22 protein-coding genes and 2 riboswitches are annotated in these 21,963 nt (G+C 71.8%); of the genes, 12 read left to right on the forward strand and 10 right to left on the reverse strand.

Annotated features, from left to right (window positions below):
• Positions 1-140 precede the first annotated feature (140 nt).
• The gene (locus AB0F15_RS28090; protein ID WP_360276391.1) at positions 141-1,187 is read right to left on the reverse strand and encodes an SIS domain-containing protein; all 1,047 of its coding nucleotides are present in this window, start codon (positions 1,185-1,187) and stop codon (positions 141-143) included.
• Positions 1,188-1,335: 148 nt separating this feature from the next.
• Between AB0F15_RS28090 and AB0F15_RS28095 the strand changes: the two genes are divergently transcribed.
• Both AB0F15_RS28095 and AB0F15_RS28100 read left to right on the forward strand, forming a co-directional pair.
• Positions 1,336-2,091 (forward strand): GntR family transcriptional regulator, encoded by a 756-nt coding sequence (locus tag AB0F15_RS28095; RefSeq protein ID WP_360276394.1) that lies wholly within the window; start codon positions 1,336-1,338, stop codon positions 2,089-2,091.
• A gap of 90 nt (positions 2,092-2,181) precedes the next feature.
• Positions 2,182-3,699, forward strand: coding sequence for an MFS transporter (locus AB0F15_RS28100; RefSeq protein ID WP_360276396.1), 1,518 nt, complete (start codon positions 2,182-2,184; stop codon positions 3,697-3,699).
• Positions 3,700-3,704: 5 nt separating this feature from the next.
• On the opposite strand, the gene AB0F15_RS28105 is transcribed toward AB0F15_RS28100, so the two are convergent.
• A complete protein-coding gene (locus AB0F15_RS28105) occupies positions 3,705-4,658 on the reverse strand; it encodes a threonine/serine dehydratase (RefSeq protein ID WP_360276399.1) in 954 nt (317 codons plus the stop codon).
• A 147-nt stretch (positions 4,659-4,805) separates the two neighbouring features.
• On the opposite strand from AB0F15_RS28105, the gene AB0F15_RS28110 reads away from it, so the two are divergent.
• On the forward strand, positions 4,806-5,534 hold the full coding sequence (locus AB0F15_RS28110) for a hypothetical protein (RefSeq protein ID WP_360276402.1): 729 nt from the start codon (positions 4,806-4,808) through the stop codon (positions 5,532-5,534).
• A gap of 38 nt (positions 5,535-5,572) precedes the next feature.
• On the opposite strand, the gene thiE is transcribed toward AB0F15_RS28110, so the two are convergent.
• The gene (gene thiE, locus AB0F15_RS28115) at positions 5,573-6,232 is read right to left on the reverse strand and encodes a thiamine phosphate synthase (protein WP_360276404.1); all 660 of its coding nucleotides are present in this window, start codon (positions 6,230-6,232) and stop codon (positions 5,573-5,575) included.
• Between the two features lie 30 nt (positions 6,233-6,262).
• Positions 6,263-6,368: riboswitch (TPP riboswitch) on the forward strand.
• On the opposite strand from thiE, the gene thiO reads away from it, so the two are divergent.
• The 5 genes from thiO to AB0F15_RS28140 all read left to right on the forward strand — a co-directional run bounded on the left by thiO (position 6,362) and on the right by AB0F15_RS28140 (position 9,263).
• Positions 6,362-7,435 (forward strand): glycine oxidase ThiO, encoded by a 1,074-nt coding sequence (gene thiO / locus AB0F15_RS28120; RefSeq protein ID WP_360276407.1) that lies wholly within the window; start codon positions 6,362-6,364, stop codon positions 7,433-7,435. It overlaps the preceding riboswitch by 7 nt.
• A complete protein-coding gene (gene thiS / locus AB0F15_RS28125; protein WP_360276409.1) occupies positions 7,435-7,635 on the forward strand; it encodes a sulfur carrier protein ThiS in 201 nt (66 codons plus the stop codon). Before thiO ends, thiS begins: the two co-directional genes overlap by 1 nt.
• Before the next feature lies 1 nt (position 7,636).
• The gene (locus tag AB0F15_RS28130; protein ID WP_360276412.1) at positions 7,637-8,395 is read left to right on the forward strand and encodes a thiazole synthase; all 759 of its coding nucleotides are present in this window, start codon (positions 7,637-7,639) and stop codon (positions 8,393-8,395) included.
• A 97-nt stretch (positions 8,396-8,492) separates the two neighbouring features.
• Positions 8,493-8,924 carry a MarR family transcriptional regulator gene (locus AB0F15_RS28135; RefSeq protein WP_360276415.1) on the forward strand — a complete coding sequence of 144 codons (432 nt, stop codon included), beginning with the start codon at positions 8,493-8,495 and terminating at the stop codon, positions 8,922-8,924.
• 42 nt (positions 8,925-8,966) lie between these two features.
• Positions 8,967-9,263 carry a hypothetical protein gene (locus AB0F15_RS28140; protein WP_360276418.1) on the forward strand — a complete coding sequence of 99 codons (297 nt, stop codon included), beginning with the start codon at positions 8,967-8,969 and terminating at the stop codon, positions 9,261-9,263.
• 4 nt (positions 9,264-9,267) lie between these two features.
• Here AB0F15_RS28140 and thiD (AB0F15_RS28145) read toward each other — a convergent pair whose 3' ends face one another.
• Positions 9,268-10,101: a bifunctional hydroxymethylpyrimidine kinase/phosphomethylpyrimidine kinase gene (gene thiD, locus AB0F15_RS28145; RefSeq protein ID WP_360276421.1), complete on the reverse strand. Its 834-nt coding sequence runs from the start codon at positions 10,099-10,101 to the stop codon at positions 9,268-9,270.
• A gap of 117 nt (positions 10,102-10,218) precedes the next feature.
• Between thiD (AB0F15_RS28145) and AB0F15_RS28150 the strand changes: the two genes are divergently transcribed.
• Positions 10,219-11,238 carry a phosphatidylinositol-specific phospholipase C domain-containing protein gene (locus AB0F15_RS28150; protein WP_360276424.1) on the forward strand — a complete coding sequence of 340 codons (1,020 nt, stop codon included), beginning with the start codon at positions 10,219-10,221 and terminating at the stop codon, positions 11,236-11,238.
• Positions 11,239-11,285: 47 nt separating this feature from the next.
• On the opposite strand, the gene AB0F15_RS28155 is transcribed toward AB0F15_RS28150, so the two are convergent.
• The 4 genes from AB0F15_RS28155 to AB0F15_RS28170 form a co-directional block, all read right to left on the reverse strand.
• Positions 11,286-11,798, reverse strand: a complete 513-nt coding sequence (locus AB0F15_RS28155) for a hypothetical protein (protein WP_360276427.1) — start codon at positions 11,796-11,798, stop codon at positions 11,286-11,288.
• A 41-nt stretch (positions 11,799-11,839) separates the two neighbouring features.
• On the reverse strand, positions 11,840-12,640 hold the full coding sequence (gene thiD / locus AB0F15_RS28160) for a bifunctional hydroxymethylpyrimidine kinase/phosphomethylpyrimidine kinase (protein WP_360276430.1): 801 nt from the start codon (positions 12,638-12,640) through the stop codon (positions 11,840-11,842).
• Entirely contained in the window at positions 12,637-14,274 is a 1,638-nt protein-coding gene (thiC, locus tag AB0F15_RS28165) for a phosphomethylpyrimidine synthase ThiC (RefSeq protein ID WP_360276433.1), read from the reverse strand. Before thiC ends, thiD (AB0F15_RS28160) begins: the two co-directional genes overlap by 4 nt.
• Positions 14,268-14,391: riboswitch (TPP riboswitch) on the reverse strand. It overlaps the preceding gene by 7 nt.
• A gap of 48 nt (positions 14,392-14,439) precedes the next feature.
• The gene (locus AB0F15_RS28170) at positions 14,440-15,351 is read right to left on the reverse strand and encodes a trypsin-like peptidase domain-containing protein (RefSeq protein ID WP_360276436.1); all 912 of its coding nucleotides are present in this window, start codon (positions 15,349-15,351) and stop codon (positions 14,440-14,442) included.
• A 200-nt stretch (positions 15,352-15,551) separates the two neighbouring features.
• Here AB0F15_RS28170 and AB0F15_RS28175 point away from each other — a divergent pair, with 200 nt between their 5' ends.
• Complete coding sequence (locus tag AB0F15_RS28175; RefSeq protein WP_360276438.1) at positions 15,552-17,723, forward strand: glycoside hydrolase family 15 protein; 2,172 nt, start codon at positions 15,552-15,554, stop codon at positions 17,721-17,723.
• A 52-nt stretch (positions 17,724-17,775) separates the two neighbouring features.
• Here the strand turns inward: AB0F15_RS28175 and AB0F15_RS28180 are convergent, their stop codons facing one another.
• A complete protein-coding gene (locus AB0F15_RS28180; RefSeq protein ID WP_360276441.1) occupies positions 17,776-18,354 on the reverse strand; it encodes a peptide deformylase in 579 nt (192 codons plus the stop codon).
• Between the two features lie 155 nt (positions 18,355-18,509).
• Here AB0F15_RS28180 and AB0F15_RS28185 point away from each other — a divergent pair, with 155 nt between their 5' ends.
• Positions 18,510-18,818 carry a DUF3263 domain-containing protein gene (locus AB0F15_RS28185; protein WP_013230291.1) on the forward strand — a complete coding sequence of 103 codons (309 nt, stop codon included), beginning with the start codon at positions 18,510-18,512 and terminating at the stop codon, positions 18,816-18,818.
• Complete coding sequence (locus AB0F15_RS28190; protein WP_360276443.1) at positions 18,815-19,450, forward strand: LytR C-terminal domain-containing protein; 636 nt, start codon at positions 18,815-18,817, stop codon at positions 19,448-19,450. The genes AB0F15_RS28185 and AB0F15_RS28190 overlap by 4 nt, the downstream gene beginning before the upstream one ends.
• A 171-nt stretch (positions 19,451-19,621) precedes the next feature.
• On the opposite strand, the gene AB0F15_RS28195 is transcribed toward AB0F15_RS28190, so the two are convergent.
• Entirely contained in the window at positions 19,622-21,892 is a 2,271-nt protein-coding gene (locus AB0F15_RS28195; RefSeq protein ID WP_360276446.1) for an AAA family ATPase, read from the reverse strand.
• Positions 21,893-21,963 lie beyond the last annotated feature (71 nt).

Consider the following 21,963-nt stretch of genomic DNA (forward strand, 5'->3'; position numbering starts at 1 on the left):
TAGCCGGCCCGCCCCCCCGTGGGGGGGTGGGGCGTTGGGGTTGGCCCCTCCCCCGCCCCGGGGCCCATCACCCGCCCGGGGGGCTTCTCCCTGGGCGGCCCTGGTCGACGTGCCGCCGGCGTCGACGCCCACCGCGAAACTCACCGGGTCTTGGTCACCTTCAGCAGGCCGCGCGGGCTGTCCGGGTCGCCGCCGCGGGCCAGTGACAGGCCGAGCGCGATCCGCTGGATCGGCAGGATCTCCAGGATCGGCGCCAGTTCCTCGACCGTCGGCGCGACGTCGATGCGCAGCGCCGCGGGCACCTCGGCGGCGGCCGAGCCGACCGCGAGCACGTCCGCGCCCCGCTTGCCGACGGCCTCGAGGACCTCGTGCATCGCCCGGCCGCCGTGCCCGGCGCTGGTCACCGCGAGGACGGCGGTCTCGCCGTCCACCGCCGCGACCGGGCCGTGCAGCAGGTCCGCGCCGCTGTACGCGCGCGCGGCGAGGTAGCTGGTCTCGGCGAGCTTGAGCGAGCCTTCGAGCGCGGTGGCGTAGGAGTAGCCGCGGCCGGTGGTGAGGACCCGGTCCACGAAGCGGTACCGGTCGACCGCCCGCTGGACGCCTTCGGCCGCGCCGTCGAGGGTCTGCTGCGCCAGCTCGCCGATCTTCTCGGCGTCGGCCGCCTTGCCGCCGCGCACCGCGTCGACGAGCAGGTACAGCGCCATCAGCGTCGCCGAGTACGTCTTGGTGGCGGCGACGGCCTTCTCGACGCCCGCGCCGATGTCGACGCCGAGCTCGGACGCGGCCCGCAGCGGCGAGTCCGGCGTGTTGGTGACCGACACCGTGAGCGCGCCCTGGCGCCGCGCCGTTTCGGTCACCTCGATCAGGTCGGGTGAGCCGCCGCTCTGGCTGACCGTGACGAACAGCACGTCCCGCAGATCGGGCCGGGCGCCGTACAGCGTGGCCGTGGACGGGGAAACCAGACCGGCCGGAAGGCCGAGCAGTACCTCGATCAGGTACTTCGCGTACAACGCTGCGTGGTCGCTCGATCCACGCGCGGCGAGCAGAGCGAACCGCGGGGGCCGGTGTGAGATCTTTTCCGCCACTTCGGCGATTTCCGCCTGACGCGCCACCAGTCCGGCCAGGACGTCCGGCTGCTGGGCGATCTCCGCGGCCATGTGCTCGCCGGGCCGTTGTTCGGTCATCATTTTCCTCTCCACCTCCGGCATTATGTACCGGACTCAGGCGGCGTCGGTCAGGTCTAGACCAATGTTATAGGGGCGGCGCGTTTGGGGAAAAGGGTACGTTTCTTACGGGGACGTGGCGTGCGATGAGGGAAGACATAGGGAGCCGGGCATGTTGGAGACCACCACCACGGGCGAGGCGGGCGCCGTCGCCGGGCTGCGCGGGCAGCGCGAGCCCAAGTACTGGGCGCTGAAACAGCACCTGCTCGACCTCCTGGACGTGCTGCCCCCGGGGTCGCCGATCCCGACCGAACGCGCGCTCGCCGGGGAGTTCACGGTCTCCCGCACCACCGTGCGCCAGGCGCTGGCCGACCTGACCGCCGAGGGTCGTCTGCACCGTGTGCAGGGAAAAGGCACCTTCGCGGCCGAGCCGAAGCTCGCGCAGCGGCTCCAGCTGTCCTCCTACACCGAGGACATGCGCAAGCAGGGCCTGAAGCCGTCGTCGAAGCTGCTGGAAGTCGAGGAAATGCCGGTCGAGGGCGATCTGGCGAAGCTGCTCGGAATCCGGAACGGGGCGAAAATCCTCCGTCTTCGACGTCTTCGACTGGCGGACTCCCAGCCGATGGCGCTGGAGACGACCCACCTCCCGCTCGGCCGGTTCCGCGGGCTGCGCAAGCACGTCTCGGCCGGCGGTTCGTTGTACGCCGTTCTCCGCGAGCACTACGGCGTCGAACTCGAGCGCGCCGAAGAGACGATCGAGACGTCGCTGGCGGGGCCGCAGGAAGCGGAGATGCTCGGCGCGGACGTCGGCATGCCGGTGCTGATGCTGACCCGCCACTCGTTCGCCACCGACGGCAAGCCGGTCGAGTTCGCCCGCTCGGTCTACCGCGGTGACCGCTACAAGTTCGTGACGACGCTGCTGCCGTAGGCCTCGTGAGTGGTAATTCGGGTCAGAACCCGAATTACCACTCACGACAGCCGGGTTGACGGGGGTCTCCGGGCACGGTGGAGTTGGCCGGTGAACTCAGCTGAAGACACCGGGATCCGGTGGGGCACCGGCGCGGCCCGCGGCGTGCTCGCCACCACCATCCTCGGGTCCGGCATGGCGATGCTCGACGGCACGATCGTCAACGTCGCCCTGCCCCGCATCGGCACCGAGCTGAACGCCTCCGTGGCGGGGCTCCAGTGGATCCTCGACGGTTACCTGCTGGCGCTGGCCGCGCTCATCCTCGTCGCCGGTTCGCTCGGCGACCGGTACGGCCGGCGCCGCATGTACCTCATCGGCGTGGTCTGGTTCGGCGTCGCGTCCGGGCTGTGCGCCGCCGCGACGTCCACCGAGATGCTCGTCGCGATGCGGATCCTGCAGGGCATCGGCGGCGCCCTCCTGACGCCCGGGTCGCTCGCGATCCTCCAGGCGTCCTTCGCGCACGACGCCCGCGCCCGCGCGATCGGCGCCTGGTCCGGCCTCGGTGGCATCGCGGCCGCCGCCGGGCCGCTGCTCGGCGGTTTCCTCGTGCAGGTCTGGTCGTGGCGGCTGGCGTTCCTCATCAACGTGCCGATCGCGGTCGCCGTGGTGCTCATGGCGCGCAGGTTCGTCCCCGAATCCCGCGACACCGGCGCCACCGGGCACCCGGACTTCGGCGCCGCCGCCCTCGGCGCCCTCGGCCTCGCGGGGATCACCGGCGCGCTGGTGGAGGCGCCCGCCCGCGGCGTCGGCGACCCGCTCGTGCTGGTCGCGGGCCTGCTGGGGATCGCGGGGCTGGCCGCGTTCGTCGCCGTCCAGCACCGCTCGCGCGAGCCGCTGGTGCCGCCGTCGCTGTTCCGCGACCGGACGTTCACCCTGGCCAACGCGCTGACCTTCGCCATGTACGCGGCGCTCGGCGGCGTGATGATGCTGCTGGTCATGCAGCTGCAGGTGTCGCTCGGCTACTCGCCGACCGCGTCCGGGCTGGCGGGGCTGCCGCTGACGGTGATCATGCTGCTGCTTTCGGGCCGCTCCGGGGCGCTGGCCCAGCGCATCGGCCCGCGCACGCAGCTGGTGGTCGGCCCGATCGTCGTCGGCATCGGGATGCTGCTGATGCTGCGCATCGCGCCCGGCGCGTCCTACCTCGGCGCGGTGCTGCCCGCGGTCGTGGTCTTCGGCCTCGGCCTGGCGACGGTCGTGGCCCCGGTGACCGCGACCGTCCTCGCCGCGGCGCCGGACCGCTACGCCGGTGTCGCGTCCGGCGTCAACAACGCCATCGCGCGCTCCGGCGGCCTGCTGGCGGTGGCGGTGCTGCCCGCCGCCGCGGGGCTGACCGGCGAGGCGTACGCCGACCCGGTCGCGCTCACCGCGGGCTGGCGGACGGCGCTGGTCATCTGCGCGGCCCTCGCGATCGCCGGCGGCCTGATCGCACTGGGCATCCACAACGGTGTCCTCGAACCGGCCGCCGAGCGGACCGACGACGAGTGCCCCCACCTGGGTGAGTGCTACCACTGCGGCGTCGAGGGGCCGCCGACGCACATCCGCCGGGGCTCCTCCGTCGCCGGCTCCTGAGCGGGTCAGCGCTCCGCGAGGATCTCGGCGAACAGCGCCGGGTCGGCGTTGCCACCCGAGACGACGGCCACCGTGCGGCCGGCGGGCAGCTCGTCGGCGTGGAACAGGTACGCCGCCGTCGTCACCGCGCCGCTGGGTTCGGCCACCAGCCGGGCCTGGCGGGCGAGGACGCGCACCGCCTCCCGGATCTCGTCTTCGCTGACCGTCACCATCGCGTCGACGACGGCCTGCAAATGGGTGAAGGTCAGCTCCGACGGCTGTGAGCGGAGACCGTCGGCGATCGTGCGGCCGCGGTCGGCCTGCGGCCACCGGACCAGCTCGCCCCGACGGAGGCTGTCGGCCGCGTCCCCGGCCAGCGCGGGCTCGACGCCGATCACCCGCGCCCGCGGGCACCGGGCCTTGATCGCGGTGCCGACGCCGGCTGCCAGCCCGCCACCGCTGACCGGGACGAGCACGACCTCGACGTCCGGGAGGTCCTCGGCGATCTCGAGGCCGACCGTGCCCTGCCCGGCGATGACGGCCGCGTCGTCGAAGGGCGGCACGAGGGTCAGCCCGCGTTCGGCGGCCAGTTCGCCCGCCTTCGCCGGGTGCTCGCCGAGCGGTACCTCGATGATCTCGGCGCCGTACGCGCGGGTGGCCTCGACCTTGATCCGCGGCGTGACGTCCGGCACGACGATCACCGCGGGGATGCCGTACCGCTGCGCGGCGTACGCGACTGCCTGCGCGTGGTTGCCACTCGAATAGGCGATGACGCCGCGGGCGCGGACCACCTCGTCGAGGGCCGTGATCGCGTTGAACGCGCCGCGCACCTTGAACGCGCCGACCGGCTGCAGGTTTTCGGGTTTGAGCCACAGGGTCTTGCGGGGATCCCACGTCTGGAGCAGCAGGGGCGTGCGCACGGCGACATCGGCGACGCGTTTCGCGGCGGCCTCGATGTCGGAGATCGTCACCAGTTCCATCTGCCGAGTATGTCAAGAAAACGTGGGGTTCGGAATGTCTACTATGGACAGACAGAGTGGTCCTCCTCACGCTGCGGCAACGTGGGGAGTGCCTCACGCGCCTTAGACGTTGGACAGGGGAGAACACCGACTACCTAGATCGGGATCATGAGCAAGGAGAACGCAGCGACTTCGGAGAAGACGGAAGAGAAGCCGGGCCTGCGGATCGCGCAGGTGCTCGCGGCGGCACTGGCGGCCGTGACCGCGGCACTGCTCGGCTCGACGCTGGGCGTGGCGGGCACCGTGGCCGGTGCCGGCGTGGCGAGCGTGGTGTCGACGGTCGGCAGCGAGCTGTACCTGCGCTCGCTGCAGCGCACCCGCGAGGCGGCCCTCAGGGCGCGCCAGCTGGCGACGTCGGGAATCCGGCGGCGCGGGCCCGCGGTGGACATCACCGACCAGCCGACGGTGCAGCTGAAGCCGCCGGAGGAAGAGCCGTCACGGCTGTCCTCGCGGCTGCGGAAGCTGCGCTGGCCGCTCATCATCGGCACGAGCCTGGCCGTGTTCGTGGTGGCGATCGCGGCGATGGTCGGCGTGGACGCGGCGACGGGCGGCAAGGTCGCGGGCGGAACGGGCTCGAGCATCGGCAAGGTCCTCGGCAGCGGCTCCGGTCACCCGGCCGAGACCCCGTCGACGCCCCCGGCTTCGACGGACGACACGCAGGTGTCCCCGACGGAGACGAGCACGACCCCGACGAACACCTCGACCCCGCCGACCACGTCCTCGGAGACCCCGGCGACCACCTCGGGCACGGCGAGCGAGCAGCCGTCCACCTCGGCCCCGGCCACGACGGCGACCCCGCCGACCAGCAAGGGTGTCGCGGCGACACCGACCCCGTGACGCGTGAAGGCCACCCCGCCGGGTGGCCTTCACGGCGATCAGGGCAGCCGGGCCCGCAGGTCCCGCGCCGCGGCCTCGGGGTCGTCGGCCTCGGTGATCGCCCGGACCACCACGATCCGCGACGCCCCCGCGTCGAGCACCTCCGGCAGCCGCGGTCCGTCGATGCCGCCGATCGCGAACCACGGCCGGTCCGGGGTCCACGCCGCCGTCGCCCGCACCAGCTCCAGGCCGGGTGCGTGGCGGCCCGGCTTCGTCGGCGTCGGCCAGCACGGGCCCGTGCAGAAGTAGTCGACCCCGGGCTCGGCGGCCGCGGCGAGGGCTTGGTCGAGGGAGTGCGTCGAGCGGCCGATCACGACGTCGTCACCGAGGATCCGGCGGGCCAGCGGCACCGGGATGTCGTCCTGCCCCAGGTGGAGCACGTCCGCCCCGACCGCCAGCGCCACGTCCGCGCGGTCGTTCACCGACAGCAGCGCCCCGTGCCGCGCACACGCCTCCGCCAGCACCTCCAGCGCCGCGATCTCGCCGGCCGCCTCCAGCGCGCCGGTCTTGTCCCGCAGCTGGATGATGTCGACCCCGCCGGCGAGGGCCGCGTCGGCGAACGACGCCAGGTCGCCGCGGGTCGTGCGGGCGTCCGTGCACAGGTACAGGCGCGCGGCGTCGAGGCGGGCGCGGATCTTGTCACCGGAGAGGGCGGGCATAGCGGCGACCGTACCCGCGCGTTAAGGTGAGGTCGTCCGCACGGGAGCCCGGGGCACGGGCTGAGAGGGAGCTGCCGCTCCGACCGTGGAACCTGATCCGGGTCATGCCGGCGCAGGGAGCGTGATCCCATGACGAACCTGGCAGTGGTGGGCGGCGGCGTGATCGGCCTGTCCGCGGCGTGGCGTGCGGCCACGAAGGACCACCAGGTCACCCTCTACGACCCCGAACCCGTCCGGGGCGGTGCGTCCTGGCTGGCCGGGGGCATGCTCGCCCCGGTCACCGAGGCCTGGCCCGGCGAGGAGGACGTCCTGCGCCTCGGCGAAGCGTCCCTCCGCCGCTGGCCGGATTTCGCCGGTGACCTCGCGAACGAGGGCGTCGACCCCGGCCTGGCCGCGCACGGGACGCTGGTCGTCGCCTTCGACAGCGCCGACGCCGGGCACCTCGACATCCTCGCCGGCTACCTGCACTCCACCGGCCGCACGGCCGAGCGGCTCACCGGCCGGGAAGCCAAGCGGCTCGAACCCGGCATCGGGTCCGTCCGAAGTGGACTTCACGTGCCCGGCGACCTGGCCGTGGACAACCGGAAACTGCTCGAAGCGCTGTGCACGGCCTGCGAAAAGCGAGGGGTCCGGTTCGTCCGCGAACGGGTGGAAGAACTCCCGGACGCCGAAGCCGTCGTGCTCGCCGCGGGTGCCTGGACCGGACGGCTGCACCCGCGGCTCGCCGACGCCGTCCGCCCGCTCAAAGGCGAAATCCTCCGGCTCAGGCCCCGCCGCGGCTGCCTGCCGCCGCCCGCGCACACCGTCCGGGCCGTCGTCGAGGGCCGCCCGATCTACCTCGTTCCGCGCGGTGACCAGGAGCTCGTCCTCGGCGCCACCCAGTACGAAGCCGGCTTCGACCAGGCCGTCACCGCCCGCGGGGTGCGTGAGCTGATCGAGGGCGCCGAGCGCGTGTTCCCCGCGATCACCGAGTACGAGCTGACCGAGACCGCCGCGGGCCTGCGGGCCGGCAGCCGGGACGCGCTGCCGTACCTCGGTGTCCTGGACGACGGCGTCTTCGCCGCCACCGGGCACCACCGCAACGGTCTGCTGATGGCTCCGGTGACCGCGGCCGCCGTGGTCGCCTGGCTCGAGGGGGACAAGCCGCCCGAAGGCACCGAAGCCGCTTCCCCCGCCCGCCTGCACCAGAAGGAGCACGTGTGATGGAGATCAAGCTCAACGGCGAGTGGACGGAGTTCCCGGACGGCGCGACCGTCGCCGACGTCCTCGACGCCACCGGCGGGCAGCGGCCCGGGATCGCCGTCGCGGTCGACGGCGTCGTCGTCCGGCGCGCCGACTGGGCCGCCACCCCGGTGCCCAAGGGGGCAGGCGTCGACGTGCTCACCGCGGTCCAGGGAGGCTGAAATGGACGAAGAACCGCTGGTCATCGGCACCTGCAAGCTGACGTCCCGGCTGATCATCGGCACCGGCGGCGCGGCCAACCTCGCGGTGCTGGAACGCGCGCTGGTCGCGTCCGGCACCGAGCTGACCACCGTCGCCATGCGCCGCGCCGACGCCGAAGGCGGCTCCGGTGTCCTCGAGCTGCTGCGCCGCCTCGGCATCGAGCTGCTGCCGAACACCGCGGGCTGCCGCACGGCCGCCGAAGCCGTGCTCACCGCGCAGCTCGCGCGTGAGGCGCTCGGTACCGATCTCGTCAAGCTCGAGGTGCACGCCGACGACCGGACGCTGCTGCCGGACCCGTTCGAAACCCTCGACGCCGCCGAACGGCTGGTCGCCGACGGGTTCACCGTGTTCGCCTACACGAACGACGACCCGGTGCTCGCGCTGCGCCTGGAGGAAGCAGGCTGCGCCGCGGTGATGCCGCTGGGCGCGCCGATCGGCACCGGCCTCGGCATCCGGAATCCGCACAACATCGAGCTGATCGTCTCGCGGGCCGGGGTGCCGGTGATCCTGGACGCCGGAATCGGCACGGCGTCGGACGCGACGCTCGCGATGGAGCTCGGCTGCGCCGCCGTCCTGCTGTCGACGGCGGTCACCCGGGCCGCCGATCCTGAGCGGATGGCCGCGGCGATGCGGGCCGGCGTCGTCGCCGGACGGCTGGCCCGCGAGGCCGGCCGCGTGCCGCAGCGGTTCTGGGCGCAGGCGTCGAGCCCACCCCGGTGAACCGAGGTGGCTTAACGCCGAGTGTGCACGGCGAACCCGTAAGGTGGACGGCACTTTCCGGCGCATCCGCGGCGGGGCAGCGCAGAAGGAGCCAGCCGTGACGAGCACATCGGTCCAGGACGTCTCGGGCAGGTTGTACCTCGCCGTCGGCAGGCTGTCCCGGTCACTGCGGCAGGCCGGGGTGCCGGGGCCGGGCCACGGTGCCCTCTCGGCGCTCGCGACGCTGGTGCACGCGGGCCAGCTCCGGCTCGGCGACCTCGCGGCGAAGGAGGGGGTGGCCGCGGCGACCATGTCGCGGATCATCGCGTCCCTGGTCGAGGCCGGCTACGTCAGCCGGGAATCCGACCCGGTCGACCGGCGCGCGTGGCTGGCGAAGGCGACCGAAGAGGGCGAGCGGCTCGTCTCCGGCGTCCGCTCGACCCGGGTGCAGGAACTGGACCGGCGGCTCGACCGGCTCTCGCCCGACCACCGGGAAGCGCTGCTGGCGGCGCTGCCGGCGCTCGAAGCGCTGATTTCCGACGAGGGTTAGCGTCTTCGGCCGAGAAATCTCGCGAGGGGAGACGGAAGGCCCATGGGTGAAGGCCCCGAAATCCCGCTGGCCCGGCTGCGTGAGGTGACCGCACTCCTGCTGGCGCACGTCGAACGCACCGGTGGTTCGGTCACGCTCGAGCACGACCTGTTCTGGGAGCTGCTGCCGGAACAACGCCACGATCTCGGCCACGAGCCCGCCGAGCACACCGTGGGCCGGCTCGGCGAGTCGTGGGCGCAGCTGGCGGCGATGGCCGATGACCCCGACCGGGTGGTCGGGTACGGGCTCGTCTGGCTGGCCGACGTCCTGCGCGCGCTCGGCCACCAGTCGATCGGCTGAACCTTCAGCGCTCCTCGGGAGCCAGTCGCCAGAAGGCCGAGACCGGGCCGACCTTGGCGCCCATCGGGTAGGCGTGCTCGACGGCGTGCGAGACGAACCACTTGCCGTAGTGCGCGGCCTCGACCACGGACATCCCCTTGGACAGGCCCGCGGTGAGCGCCGACGCCATCGTGTCGCCCGCGCCGTGGGTGTGCGGGGTCGCGTAGCGCCGCCCCGGCAGCTCCACGAACGTCGAGCCGTCGAAGAGGAGGTCGACGCACTCGGGGTCGGCCTGCAGGTGCCCGCTCTTGACCAGGACGTACCGCGGGCCCATCCGGTGCAGCACGACGGCCGCGGTGTGCATGCCCTCGCGGTCGGTCACGGTCATCCCGGTGAGCAGCCGGACCTCGTCGAGGTTCGGGGTCAGCACGGTCGCGCGCGGCAGCAGTTCGTCGCGCAGCGCCCGGAGCCCGGCTTCGTCGAACAGCGGGTGGCCGTGCATCGACGCGGCCACCGGGTCGACGACGAACGGGATCTTCGCGTCGCGCCCGATTCGGGCGGTGTCACAGGCCGCGGCGACCGCGTGGATGATCTCGGCCGAGGCGAGCATGCCGGTCTTCGCCGCGCCGACGCCCATGTCCGCCGCCACGGCTTCGATCTGCCCGGCCACGATGTGCGGCGGCAGGTCGGCGCGGTCGTGCACGCCGAGGGTGTTCTGGACGGTGACCGCGGTGACCGCGACCAGGCCGTGGACACCGCAGGTCAGGAACGTGCGCAGGTCCGCCTGCAGGCCGGCGGCGCCGCCGGAGTCCGAGCCGGCGATGGTCAGCGCCGACGGCGGGCTGGGGTTCTCGTTCATGGCGCTATCTTTCCCGACTTCCGGTCTAGGCCAACCGGCCGCACTTCCTTCATCAACAGTCCACCACGGTGGCACATTGTGTGAGCTACTGCACCATTCACGGGCGAAGGAGCCTGGATGAAGCTCTCCTCGGTGGTATTCCTCGCGGCTGCTCTCGTCGCCGGCACGCTCTCCGGAGCGACCGCCGCCGGCGCGGACGGCGCGAAGATCTCCCACCTCACGACCGTCGGCGTGCACAACACGTACGACCCGGCGGCCTACGACTACCTGGCCAGGGCCCTCGACGCGGGCTCGTCGCTGATCGAGCTGGACGTCTGGCCGGACTTCTTCACCCACGAATGGAAGGTCAGCCACTCGAGCCCGCTGGGGAACAACAACAACTGCGTCGCGGCCACCTCGGCGTCGCAGCTGTACTCCGGGGGGAAGAACAAGAACCTCGAGTACTGCCTCGACGACATCCGGATCTGGCTCGCGGCCCACCCCGGCCACACGCCGATCACGCTCAAGATCGAGATGAAGACCGGCTTTTCGGACAACACCGGCCTGGGTCCGGACGAGCTGGACGCCACGTTCCGGGCGCACCTCGGCAGCGTCGCGTTCCGCCCGGCCGAGCTGCTCGGGAGTTACGGCACGCTCGACGCCGCGGCCAAAGCGGACAACTGGCCGTCCGTGGACGCGTTGCGGGGCCGGGTGATCACCGAGATCATCCCGGGCACGGTCGAGGAGGGGAACCCGACCGACACGCTCAAGACCGACGTCGAGTACGCGCGGTACCTGGTCGGCCTGAAGAACGCCGGCAAGCTCGGCGACGCGAACATCTTCCCCACCGTGCACGGCGCGGCCGGCGGTGACCCGCGGGACAAGTACACCGCCGACCTCAAGCCGTGGTTCGTGGTGTTCGACGGCGACGCGAACGCGTGGGTCACCCAGACCGGCCCGGCGTGGTACGACGCCAACCACTACTACGTCGTGATGACGGACGGCGAGAACGTCGCGCCCGCCATCGACGCGCACAACCCGACGGTCGACCAGGCGAACCAGCGCGTCGCCGAGCTGGCGAAGCAGCACGCGTCGGTGATCACCGCGGACTGGACCGGGCTGACCACGGTTCTGCCGGAGGTACTGCCCCGCGGCTGAACGGCTGCTCCCTGGTCGTGCGAAACGGCCAGGGAGCGGTCAGCCCGTCACGCTTCCCACCAGTGGGGCTGGTCGATGTCAGGTGCGTCCGGAAGCGGGAAGTGGAAGGGGACGCCGAGCCGATCGGCCAGCTCCTGCCCCTTCCACATCGCTTCGTCCCGTACCGGCTGCGTGCGGCTCAGGTGCGGTACGAAGCGGCCGAGGGCGACCAGGTGGTGGTGCGGGTGAGCCACGACCACGTCCAGCTCCGCCTGCCAGCCGCGAGAGTCGCCGTCCCAGGTGATTTCGACGGCGACCGGCGTCAGCCCGCGTTCGGTGAGCTCCGCGAGCATGCCGTCCACAGTGGACTCCGGTGGTGGCTCGAGCAGGTCGCACTCGTGCAGCACCCCGGTGCGGTACCCGACCAGCCCCTTGCCCTCGTTGATGTCCACCACCGGGGTGCGGCCCGACTTGACCCGCAGGACCTGGATCGCGCGCACGAAGTGGTTCCTGGCGAGCAAGGCGTCGATCTCGGTGCGCAGCTCATCGGACAGGACCGCCCACAGCTCCTCGGGTTCCACCGGCTCAGTCTGGCAGCCCCGGGGGCGGTCCCGCGCCCGGTTTACCGGTCCAGCACCCAGAACGGCGAAACCGGGCCAACGCCCGCGCCCAGCGGGTAGGCCTCCGCGACGCAGCGCTCGATGAACTTCTTGCCCGCCGCCACCGCCTCCGGCACCGAAGCGCCCTTCGCGAGCGACGCCGTGATCGCCGACGCCAGCGTGTCCCCGCCGCCGTGGGTGTTTTCCGTCTCGTACCGCGGGCCGCTCAGTTCGACGTATTCGCGCCCGTCCGAGAGCAGGTCCACGCAGTCGGGTGTGCCCGTCATGTGGCCACCCTTGACCAGGACCCACCGCGAGCCGAACTCCAGCAAGGCTTCGGCGGCGGCCCGCTGCGATGCCGGGTCGACCACCGAAACGCCCGTCAGCAACCGGACTTCGTCGAGGTTCGGCGTGATCAGCGTCGCGCGCGGGAACAGCTCGGTGCGGATCGCCTCCAGTGCGTCCTCGCGCAGCAGCGGGTGCCCCGTCATCGACGCCGCCACCGGGTCGACCACCAGCGGGAAGTCCAGGCCGAGCTCGTCGAGCGTCTTCGCGACCGCGCGGATGATCTCCGCCGTCGCCAGCATGCCGGTCTTCGCCGCGTCGACGCCCATGTCCGACGCCACCGCCTTGATCTGGGCGGTGACCACGTCGGCCGGGATCTCGGTGAACCCCTGCACGCCCAACGAGTTCTGCACGGTCACCGCGGTCAGCGCGACCAGGCCGTGCACGCCGTTCGCGAAGAACGTGCGCAGGTCGGCCTGGATGCCCGCACCACCGCCGGAGTCGGAGCCGGCGATGGTGAGGGCGGTCCTCGGAGTCATTGGCCGACCACGGGGAGGTAGACCTTGTTGCCGTGTTCCTCGAACTCCGCCGACTTCTCCGCCATGCCGGCCTCGATGGCCTCCACAGTGGACAGTCCGTGTTCCTCGGCGTACTTGCGGACGTCCTGCGTGATCCGCATCGAGCAGAACTTCGGGCCGCACATCGAGCAGAAGTGTGCGGTCTTGGCCGGCTCGGCGGGCAGGGTTTCGTCGTGGAACGAGCGCGCCGTGTCCGGGTCGAGCGAGAGGTTGAACTGGTCGTTCCAGCGGAACTCGAAGCGCGCTTTGGACAGCTCGTCGTCCCACTCCTGCGCGTACTGGTGGCCCTTGGCCAGGTCCGCGGCGTGCGCGGCGATCTTGTACGTGATCACCCCGGTCTTCACGTCGTCGCGGTTGGGCAGGCCGAGGTGCTCCTTCGGCGTGACGTAGCACAGCATCGCCGTGCCGTACCAGCCGATCTGCGCGGCACCGATGGCCGACGTGATGTGGTCGTACGCCGGCGCGATGTCCGTCGCGAGCGGGCCGAGGGTGTAGAACGGCGCCTCGCCGCAGAGCCGTTCCTCGAGCTCCACGTTCTCCTTGATCTTGTGCATCGGCACGTGCCCGGGGCCCTCGATCATCACCTGGACGTCGTGCGAGCGCGCAATGTGCGTCAGCTCGCCCAGGGTCTCCAGCTCGGCGAACTGGGCGCGGTCGTTGGCGTCGGCGATCGAGCCCGGGCGCAGGCCGTCACCGAGGGAGAACGTGACGTCGTACTGCCGCAGGATCTCGCAAAGTTCCTCGAAATGCGTGTAGAGGAAAGATTCCTTGTGGTGCGCGAGGCACCACGCGGCCATGATCGACCCGCCGCGGCTGACGATGCCGGTGACCCGCCGCGCGGTCAGCGGGATGTAGCGCAACAGCACGCCGGCGTGCACGGTGACGTAGTCGACGCCCTGCTCGCACTGCTCGATGATCGTGTCGCGGTACACCTCCCACGACAGCTTTTCCGGTTCACCGTCGACCTTTTCGAGGGCCTGGTAGATCGGCACGGTGCCGACCGGGACCGGCGAATTGCGGACGATCCACTCCCGCGTCTCGTGGATCCGCTTGCCGGTGGAGAGGTCCATGATCGTGTCGGCGCCCCAGCGGGTGGCCCACACCATCTTGTCGACCTCTTCCTCGACCGACGACCACACGGCCGAGTTGCCCATGTTGGCGTTGATCTTCACGAGGAAGTTCTTGCCGATGATCATCGGCTCGGACTCGGGGTGCTTCCGGTTGACCGGGATCACCGCGCGGCCACGGGCCACCTCGTCGCGCACGAATTCGGGCGAAACCCGTTCCCTGACGGCGATGTACTCCATCTCGCGGGTGATGACACCCTGCTTCGCCCACCCGAGCTGGGTGTTGTGTTCCCGCCCGTCGGCCCAGCCCGCGCGGAGCCGGTGCAGTCCGGTGTGGACGTCGATCTCGACGTCCGGATCGGTGTACGGGCCGGAGGTGTCGTAAACGTCGAAGTGTTCCCCGTTGGAAAGGTCGATCCGCCGCACGGGGACGCGGAGCCCGGATTCGGTCTGCCGGTACGCCTTGTGCGAGCCGGTGATCGGCCCGGTGGTCACCTTTACGGCAGCATTGTTCTCAAGCGTCGTCAACGACTTTCACTCCCTACGCCGGCATTACCCGGTCAGGTTCATGCGGTCGGTGACGCCCGGGAAGTTCCCCAGTCACCCTCTCAGCCCGCCATGGCGCGAGCTCCCGCGTTGGTGTTGTGCCACCGACCATGCCACGCCGGGTCGGGATACTCAAGTCTCCTCACCTCACCCGACCAGTTCGGCCGGTGTGGCGTAGACGTCGACCATGGCTCCGTTGCGCAGCACCGTGATCGGCAGTGCGGTGCCGATCACTTCCGCGAACAGCTGCCGCTGGATGCCCTGGGCGTCCGAGACGCGGGTGCGCGCGACCGTCAGCACGAGATCGCCCGCTTTGAGGCCCGCCCGGTCGGCGGGCCCGCCCGCGACCACTTCCCGCACCCGCAGCCCGGCGTTCTGCCCGGTGCGCTCGGCGACGTCGTCGGGCAGCGGGGCGGGCACACCGACGACGCCGAGGTAGGCGCGCCGAACCCGTCCCTCGACGACGAGGGTGTCGATGATCCGCCGCGTCGTCGTGTTGATCGGCACCGCCAGCCCGAGGCCGACCCCGGCGACGGCCGTGTTGATCCCGACGACCCGGCCGGCGGAGTCGGCGAGCGCGCCGCCGGAGTTGCCGGGGTTGAGCGCGGCGTCGGTCTGGATGACGTCTTCGATCACCCGGCCGGCGCGGCCGTGGCGCACCGGCAGCGCCCGCCCGAGCGCGCTGACGACCCCGGCCGTGACGGTGCCGGAGAAGCCGAGCGGGCTGCCGACGGCCACGACGAGCTGCCCGACGACGAGCCGGTCGGCGTCCCCGAGCACGGCGGCCGACGGCGTTTCGCCGCGGGCCCGCAGCACGGCGAGATCGGACAGCGGATCGGCGCCGACGACGTCGAAGGGCACTTCGCTGCCATCGGCGAAGGTGGCGACACCCCGCCGGTGGTCGTCGACGACGTGGGCGTTGGTGAGCAGGTGACCGTCGTCGGAGAAGACGACCGCCGAGCCGCTGCCGCGCGCGAGCTGCACCCCGGCGACGTGCGGGGTGACGGTCTTGGCGACCGTGCTGACCGCGCGCGAGTAGGCGTCCATCGCGTCGTCCATGCGTACCTCGATTACAGCGTTGCAGGTACTACGATTCTGCGCCCGGTTCGGCGGGAAGTCCGTTCGCTGCTGGTGAACCGGCCGGCGGATCCGTGACGGTCAGTGGTTCACCGGATTGGGGCATGTATCCGGCAGAAATCGGCGGCAGACTGCCAGGCGCTTCTGTAACGGTGCAGAGGCGACTTTTCTGTGGGGTTGATATGCGCAAATTCATCTTCGGCGCCCTGGCGGGGCTGCTGGTCACCGGGCTGGTCCCGGCGACCGCGGTGGCCCGGCCCGAAGGGCAGGCACCCGGCGCGCCCGGGGCCCATCCCAGCTGGCTGCCCGCGAACAAGACCGGCTTCGGCACCGCCCGTGACCGCGACAGCAACGTCTGGTTCACCCTGCAGGGTGGCCAGCTCTCCGAGGTCTACTACCCGGACCTGTCGACGCCCAGCGTCCGGTCGATGAACTTCGTCGTCACGGACGGCCGCAGCTTCGCCACCACCGACTACTCGGCGAAGACGCAGCAGGTCCGGCGGACCGGCGAAGACAGCCTGACCTACGAGCAGACCATCACCGACGACCAGCACCGCTGGCGTCTCCGCAAGACCTACGTCACCGACCCGGCCGCCACGACCGTGCTGGTGGACGTCGACTTCCAGTCGCTCACCGGGCGGCCCTACCAGCTCTACGCGGTCGCCGACCCGGACCTGACCAACGACGGCTCCGACGACTCCGCCGCCCGCGCGGGGAACACCGTCACCGCGCAGGACGCGTCGAACGCCGCCGCTCTCACCGCGAAGCCCGCCTTCGCGAAGACCAGCGTCGGCTATGCGGGCGCGTCCGACGGGAACACCCAGCTCGCCAGGACCTTCAAGCTCGCCTCCTACGACACCGCCGAGAAGGGCAACGTCGTCCTGACCGGTCAGACGAACGCCGACGGGCTGTGGAACCGGCACGTCACCGTCGCCCTGGGCATGGGTGCGAAGGCCGCCGACGCGCTCAAGAGCGCGCAGGCGTCGCAGCGGCGCGGCTTCCGCGACATTGCGCGCGCCTACGACCGCGGCTGGCAGCAGTACCTGCGCGGGATCAGCAAGCCGCCGTCGTCGCTGAAGACGGCGGCCGAGCGCGACCTCTACCAGGCGTCGATGCTGACGCTCGCCGCGAGCGAGGACAAGCACCACCCCGGCGCCTTCATCGCGTCGCCGAGCATGCCGTGGCGGTTCGGGAACAACGACCCGGAGTGGTCGCCGTCCGGGACCTACCACCTGGTCTGGCCGCGCGACCTCTACCAGATCGCGACCGGGCTGGCCGCCGGCGGCGACAAGTCCGCGGCGAACCGGGCCGTGACCTACATGTTCGGCACGCAGCAGCAGCCCGACGGGCACCTGCCGCAGAACAGCCGCGTCGACGGCGTGCCGTACTGGACGTCGATCCAGCTCGACGAGACCGCGTTCCCGATCGTGCTGGCCCAGCAGCTCGGCCGGAACGACCTGTGGCCCGGCGTCCGGAAGGCCGCCGACTTCATCCTCGGTTACCGGGGGCCGAACGGGCAGGCGTCGCCGTACACCCAGCAGGAGCGCTGGGAGGAGCAGGACGGCTGGTCCCCGTCGACCATCGCCTCGGTGATCGCCGGGCTGGTCTGCGCGGCGGACATCGCTTCGCACAACGGCGCGGCCGCCGACGCCGCCCGCTACCTCGCCGCGGCCGACAAGATGAAGGCCGACCTGCCCAAGCAGACGATCACCACGAACGGGCCGCTGTCTAAGGACCCGTACTTCGTCAGGCTCACGAAGGACGCGAACGCGAACGCCGGCACGACGTACAACCTCGGCAACTCGAGCGTGACGATGGACCAGCGCGCGGTCACCGACGCGGGCTTCCTCGACCTGGTCCGGCTCGGCATCTACCGCGCCGACGACCCGGTGATCCGCAACAGCATCCGGGTGACCGACAAGGACATCGCGTTCACCACGCCCACCGGCCAGTTCTGGCACCGGTACACCAAGGACGGCTACGGCGAGCAGGCCGACGGTTCGCCGTGGGACTACACGTTCCCGGCCGAAAGCCGCACGACGTTCGGCCGGCTGTGGCCGCTGCTCGCCGGTGAGCGCGGCGAGTACGAGCTGACGCTCGGCGACAGCGCCTCGGCCGCGCGGCGGCTGCGGGACCTCGGCCGGGTGAGCAGCTCGGCGGAGACCATGCCGGAGCAGGTGTGGGACGAGAACCCGCCGTCCGGGCAGACCGGCTTCCCGGCCGGCACGCCCACGACGTCGGCGACCCCGCTGGCCTGGACGCACGCCCAGTACGTCCGGCTCGCCTGGGACGTCAAGGCGGGCTCGGTGCTGGAGACGCCGCGAGTGGTGCGCTGCCACTTCCTCGGCTGCTGACCGCTCGTGAACCGGCGAAGGGCCCCTCGGTTTCGAGGGGTCCTTCGTGGTCTCAGATGACGGCGCCGTCGTCCTCGGGGGTCCGCGGCGGCAGCCAGGAGTTGCCCGGGACGCCCCACTTGTTGGACTTCAGCATCTTCTTCGCGGCGCGCGCGTGCCGCCCGACCAGGCGGTCGAGGTAGATGTACCCGTCCAGGTGATCGGTCTCGTGCTGCAGGCAGCGCGCGAAGTAGCCGGTGCCCTCGACCTCGATCGGGTTGCCATCGACGTCGGAGCCGGTCACCTTCGCCCAGTCGGCCCGGCCCGTCGGGTACGACTCGCCGGGCGCCGAGAGGCAGCCCTCCCAGTCGTCGTCCGGGTCCGGCATGGTCTCCGGGATCTCCGACGTCTCCAGCTTCGGGTTGACCACGACGCCCTTGTGCCGCACGCCTTCGTCGTCCGGGCAGTCGTAGACGAACACCCGCAGATCGAGGCCGATCTGGTTGGCCGCGAGGCCGACACCCTCGGCGGCGTACATCGTCTCGAACATGTCGTCCACGAGCGTGCGCAGCTTCTCGTCGAACTCGGTGATCTCCCGAGTCGGCTGGTGCAGCACGGGTTCGCCGGCGATCACGATGGGGTGGATGGTCACGGCGAGCCAGTTTAGTCGGACCCCTCTGGTAGACCTGCATCAGACCGTGACGCGCCGACGTCGATGCCCACGTCGGCGGCGGCTTCCGTGGTTGAATGGCGCCCGCGGAAGAGCTAGGTCTGATTCGCCATGACGCCCGATTGAGAGGGACTCGGATGGACGCCGCGGAGTCGATGGCTGAGCCGCAGCCGTCGCCGCCGAAGCCCGTGCCCGGCCTGACCGAACGCGAGGTCGAGATCCTCGCCTTCGAGCGCCAATGGTGGCGGCACGCCGGGGCGAAGGAGAACGCCATCCGCGAACGCTTCGACTTGTCTGCGACGCGCTACTACCAGCTGCTCAACAAGCTGCTGGAGAAGCCGGAGGCGATCGAAGCCGACCCGATGCTGGTGAAGCGGCTGCGCAAGACCCGCGCCGCCCGCCAGCGCAAGCGAGGCGCCCGGCGACTGGGGATCGAGCTGCAATGAGTGTGTTTTCGGGAATGTCCCGGCCGATGAAGGCCGCGGGTGTCGCGTTGATCGGCGTGGCCATCATCGCCGCCGTCATCGGCGGGATCTCCGCGCTCGGCGGGGGCGACGGATCGAACGAAGCCGGGCCGAGCGGCACGTCGACGCAGCCGGGCACGTCCGGCGGGACGTCGACGCCGCCTTCGGGCACGGCTTCTTCGACACCGCCGTCGTCCTCGACGAACTCGTCGTCGACCGCACCGTCGTCGCCGGCCCCGCCGGGGACCGGCCAACCGACGTCGCCCGCTCCCGGGCAGCCCGGGCAACCGAGTGGTGACCAGCAGGCGTCCAACAAGTGGGTGACCGTCCGGGTGTTCAACAACTCGACGATCAAGGGACTCGCCGCCCGTGCGGCCAACGACTTCCGCGGGTCGGGCTGGAACGTCACCGAGGCCGACAACTACTCCCAGGGCATCATCCCGGCGACCACGGCGTACTACCGCCCGGGCACCGACGAGGAAGCGGCCGCGAAGCAGCTCGCGCAGGAGTTCGGCTTCAAGGCCGAGCCGCGGTTCGAGGGCATCAAGGACGCAAGCCCGGGCGTGATCGTCATCGTGACGAACAACTACGAGAGCCACCCCAAGGGCAGCTAAACCCGTAACCCGCGTGCTCAAACCCGTAACCCGCGTGCTCAAACGCGTAACCCGCGTGATTGAGCCCGGAACTCGCGAGATCCGGCCTCAATCACGCGAGATCCGGGTCTGATCACGTGGGTTACGGGTCTGGTCACGCGGGTTACGGGTCTGGTCACGTGAGTTACGGGCTCACTCGCCGGCCTGGTTCTTTGCGTAGGCCTCCAGCGCCGCCAGCTGGGCCGGGTCGAGGCTTGGCCGGACCGCCTTGCGGGCTGCTTCGAGGTGCGCCGCCGTGACTTCGCGGGCCTCCAGTGACTCGCGCATCGCCGTCAACGCCGCTTCGCGGATCAGCGCCGCGCAGTCGGCCGCCGAGTAACCGTCCAGAGTGGACGCCACCGCGGCGAGGTCGACGTCGTCGGCCAGCGGGGTGTTCTTCGAGCTCGCCGCGAGGATCGCCGCGCGGGCCTCGGCGTCCGGCGGTGGCACGTAGACGCGGCGCTCGAGCCGTCCCGGCCGCAGCAGCGCCGGGTCGACCAGCTCCGGCCGGTTCGTCGCGCCCAGCACGACGACCTCGCGCATCGGCTCGACGCCGTCGAGCTCGGTGAGCAGCGCGGCGACCACGCGGTCGGCGACACCCGAGTCGGACGACTGGCCGCGGCGCGGCGCCAGCGCGTCGATCTCGTCCAGGAAGATCAGCGCGGGCGCGGCCTCCGCGGCCCGGCGGAACAGCTCGCGCACCGCGCGTTCGGACTCGCCGACCCACTTGTCCATCAGCTCGGCGCCCTTGACGGCGAAGACGTTCAGCGCGCCGGTGCCGGCCAGCGCCCGCACGAGGAACGTCTTGCCGCCACCGGGCGGCCCGTACAGCAGCACGCCGCGCGGCGGTTCGACGCCGAGCCGGGCGAACGAGTCCGGGTACCGCAGCGGCCACAGCACGGCTTCGGTGAGCGACTGCTTGACGTCGACCATGTTCCCGACGTCGTCCAGGGTCAGCCCGCCGGTGGCCAGGTTGTCCGAAGTGGACATCGAGACCGGCCGGACGGTCGCCAGCGCGTCCAGGAGGTCCTGCTGCGAGATGCGCGGCTCGTCGGTGTCGCGCTGGCGCAGCGCCGCCCGCAGTGCCGCGTCCCGGCGCAACGCGATCAGGTCCGCCGCGACGAAGCCGGGCGTCCGCTCGGCGAGGACGCCGCAGTCGATGCCCGTGTCGAGCGGGACGTCGCGGAGCAGGACGTTCAGCAGCTCCCGCCGGGTCTTCGCGTCCGGCAGGGCCAGGCCGAGCTCGCGGTCCAGCAGGTCGGCGGCGCGCAGCCGCGGGTCGGCCGACTCCGCACGGGCCGTCGTCGCGACGACGGCGAAGCGCTCGCGCCGCAACGCCGTCCGCAGCTCCTCCAGCACGACGGTCGCCACCGGCGGCGGGGTGGTCGCGGGCAGCAGCGCGTCGACGTCGGTGAGCAGCAGCACCGCGGGCCCCGCCGGCGCGCGGATCGCCTCCCGGAGGCGCGCCACCGCGACGTTCGGGTCCAGCACCGCGAGGTTCGGCGCGGCCACCGGCAGCACGCGGATGCCGGCTTCCTGCGCGACGGACCGGACCAGCGTCGCCTTGCCGACCCCCTCCGGGCCGGACAGCAGGACACCCAGGTGGGCGGGCGCGCCCAGCCGCGCCAGCAGCTCGGGCCGGTGGAAGGCGAGGTCGAACCACTCGGCGAGCTTGCGCGCGGCGGCCTCGGCGCCGATCAGGTCGGCGAGCGGAACGGCCGGTTCGGCGACCTCTTCGACGGCGGCCTCGTCTTCGACGATCTCGGCGTCGATCCACTCCTCGGCCGCGGTGACGGCGGAGGTGCGGACCAGCGCGGTCGCCGTCCGGGGCCGGGCGGGCTCCGGCGTGCCCGGCCGGGCCCCGTCGCGCCAGGTGACCACTGTGGACGGACCGACCGCCACGGCACCCGGCGGCTCGGTCGCGGTGACGGTGAGCAGCTCGTTCGTCCAGGTCGCGCCGATCGCCCGCGACAGCTGGCCGCGCAGGCCGGCGGGGTCCGACCCCGGCGACGGCGCGAGGTCCTGCGGCAGCAGCGAAACGGCGTCGCCGACGGTGAGCACCTTGCCGATCAGCGCGAGCCGCAGCATGTGCGGGCTCAGCGAGACACTGGCCAGCCGCGACCCCGCGACCGTCACCGTCTTCGCCGCCGCGACGTCGGCCGGCGCGACGACGATTTCCGAGCCCTCGGTCACGCCCAGGTTCGACATCGTCACGTCGTCGGTGAGCACCACCCCGGGCACGCCGGTCTCGTCGGCGGGCGCGGCGAGCGCGGCGCTGACCCGGGCCCCGGTGAGGTGGACGGCGTCCCAGGCCCGCAGGCCCAGCGCGTCGAGGACTTCCGGATGCAGCCGGACGACGCCGCGGCGCGTGTCCAGCGCGGACGGCGTGTGCCGGACGGTCAGCGTGATCTGCGGGTGGCTCACGCCGTTCACCCTAGCGAGCCGGCGGTCCTGGAGGAGGGTGATGCCCGCCGATCCGCGGGATCACGCGAGAT

The sequence above is a fragment of the Amycolatopsis sp. NPDC026612 genome, from assembly GCF_040638285.1.
Classification (GTDB): Bacteria; Actinomycetota; Actinomycetes; order Mycobacteriales; family Pseudonocardiaceae; genus Amycolatopsis.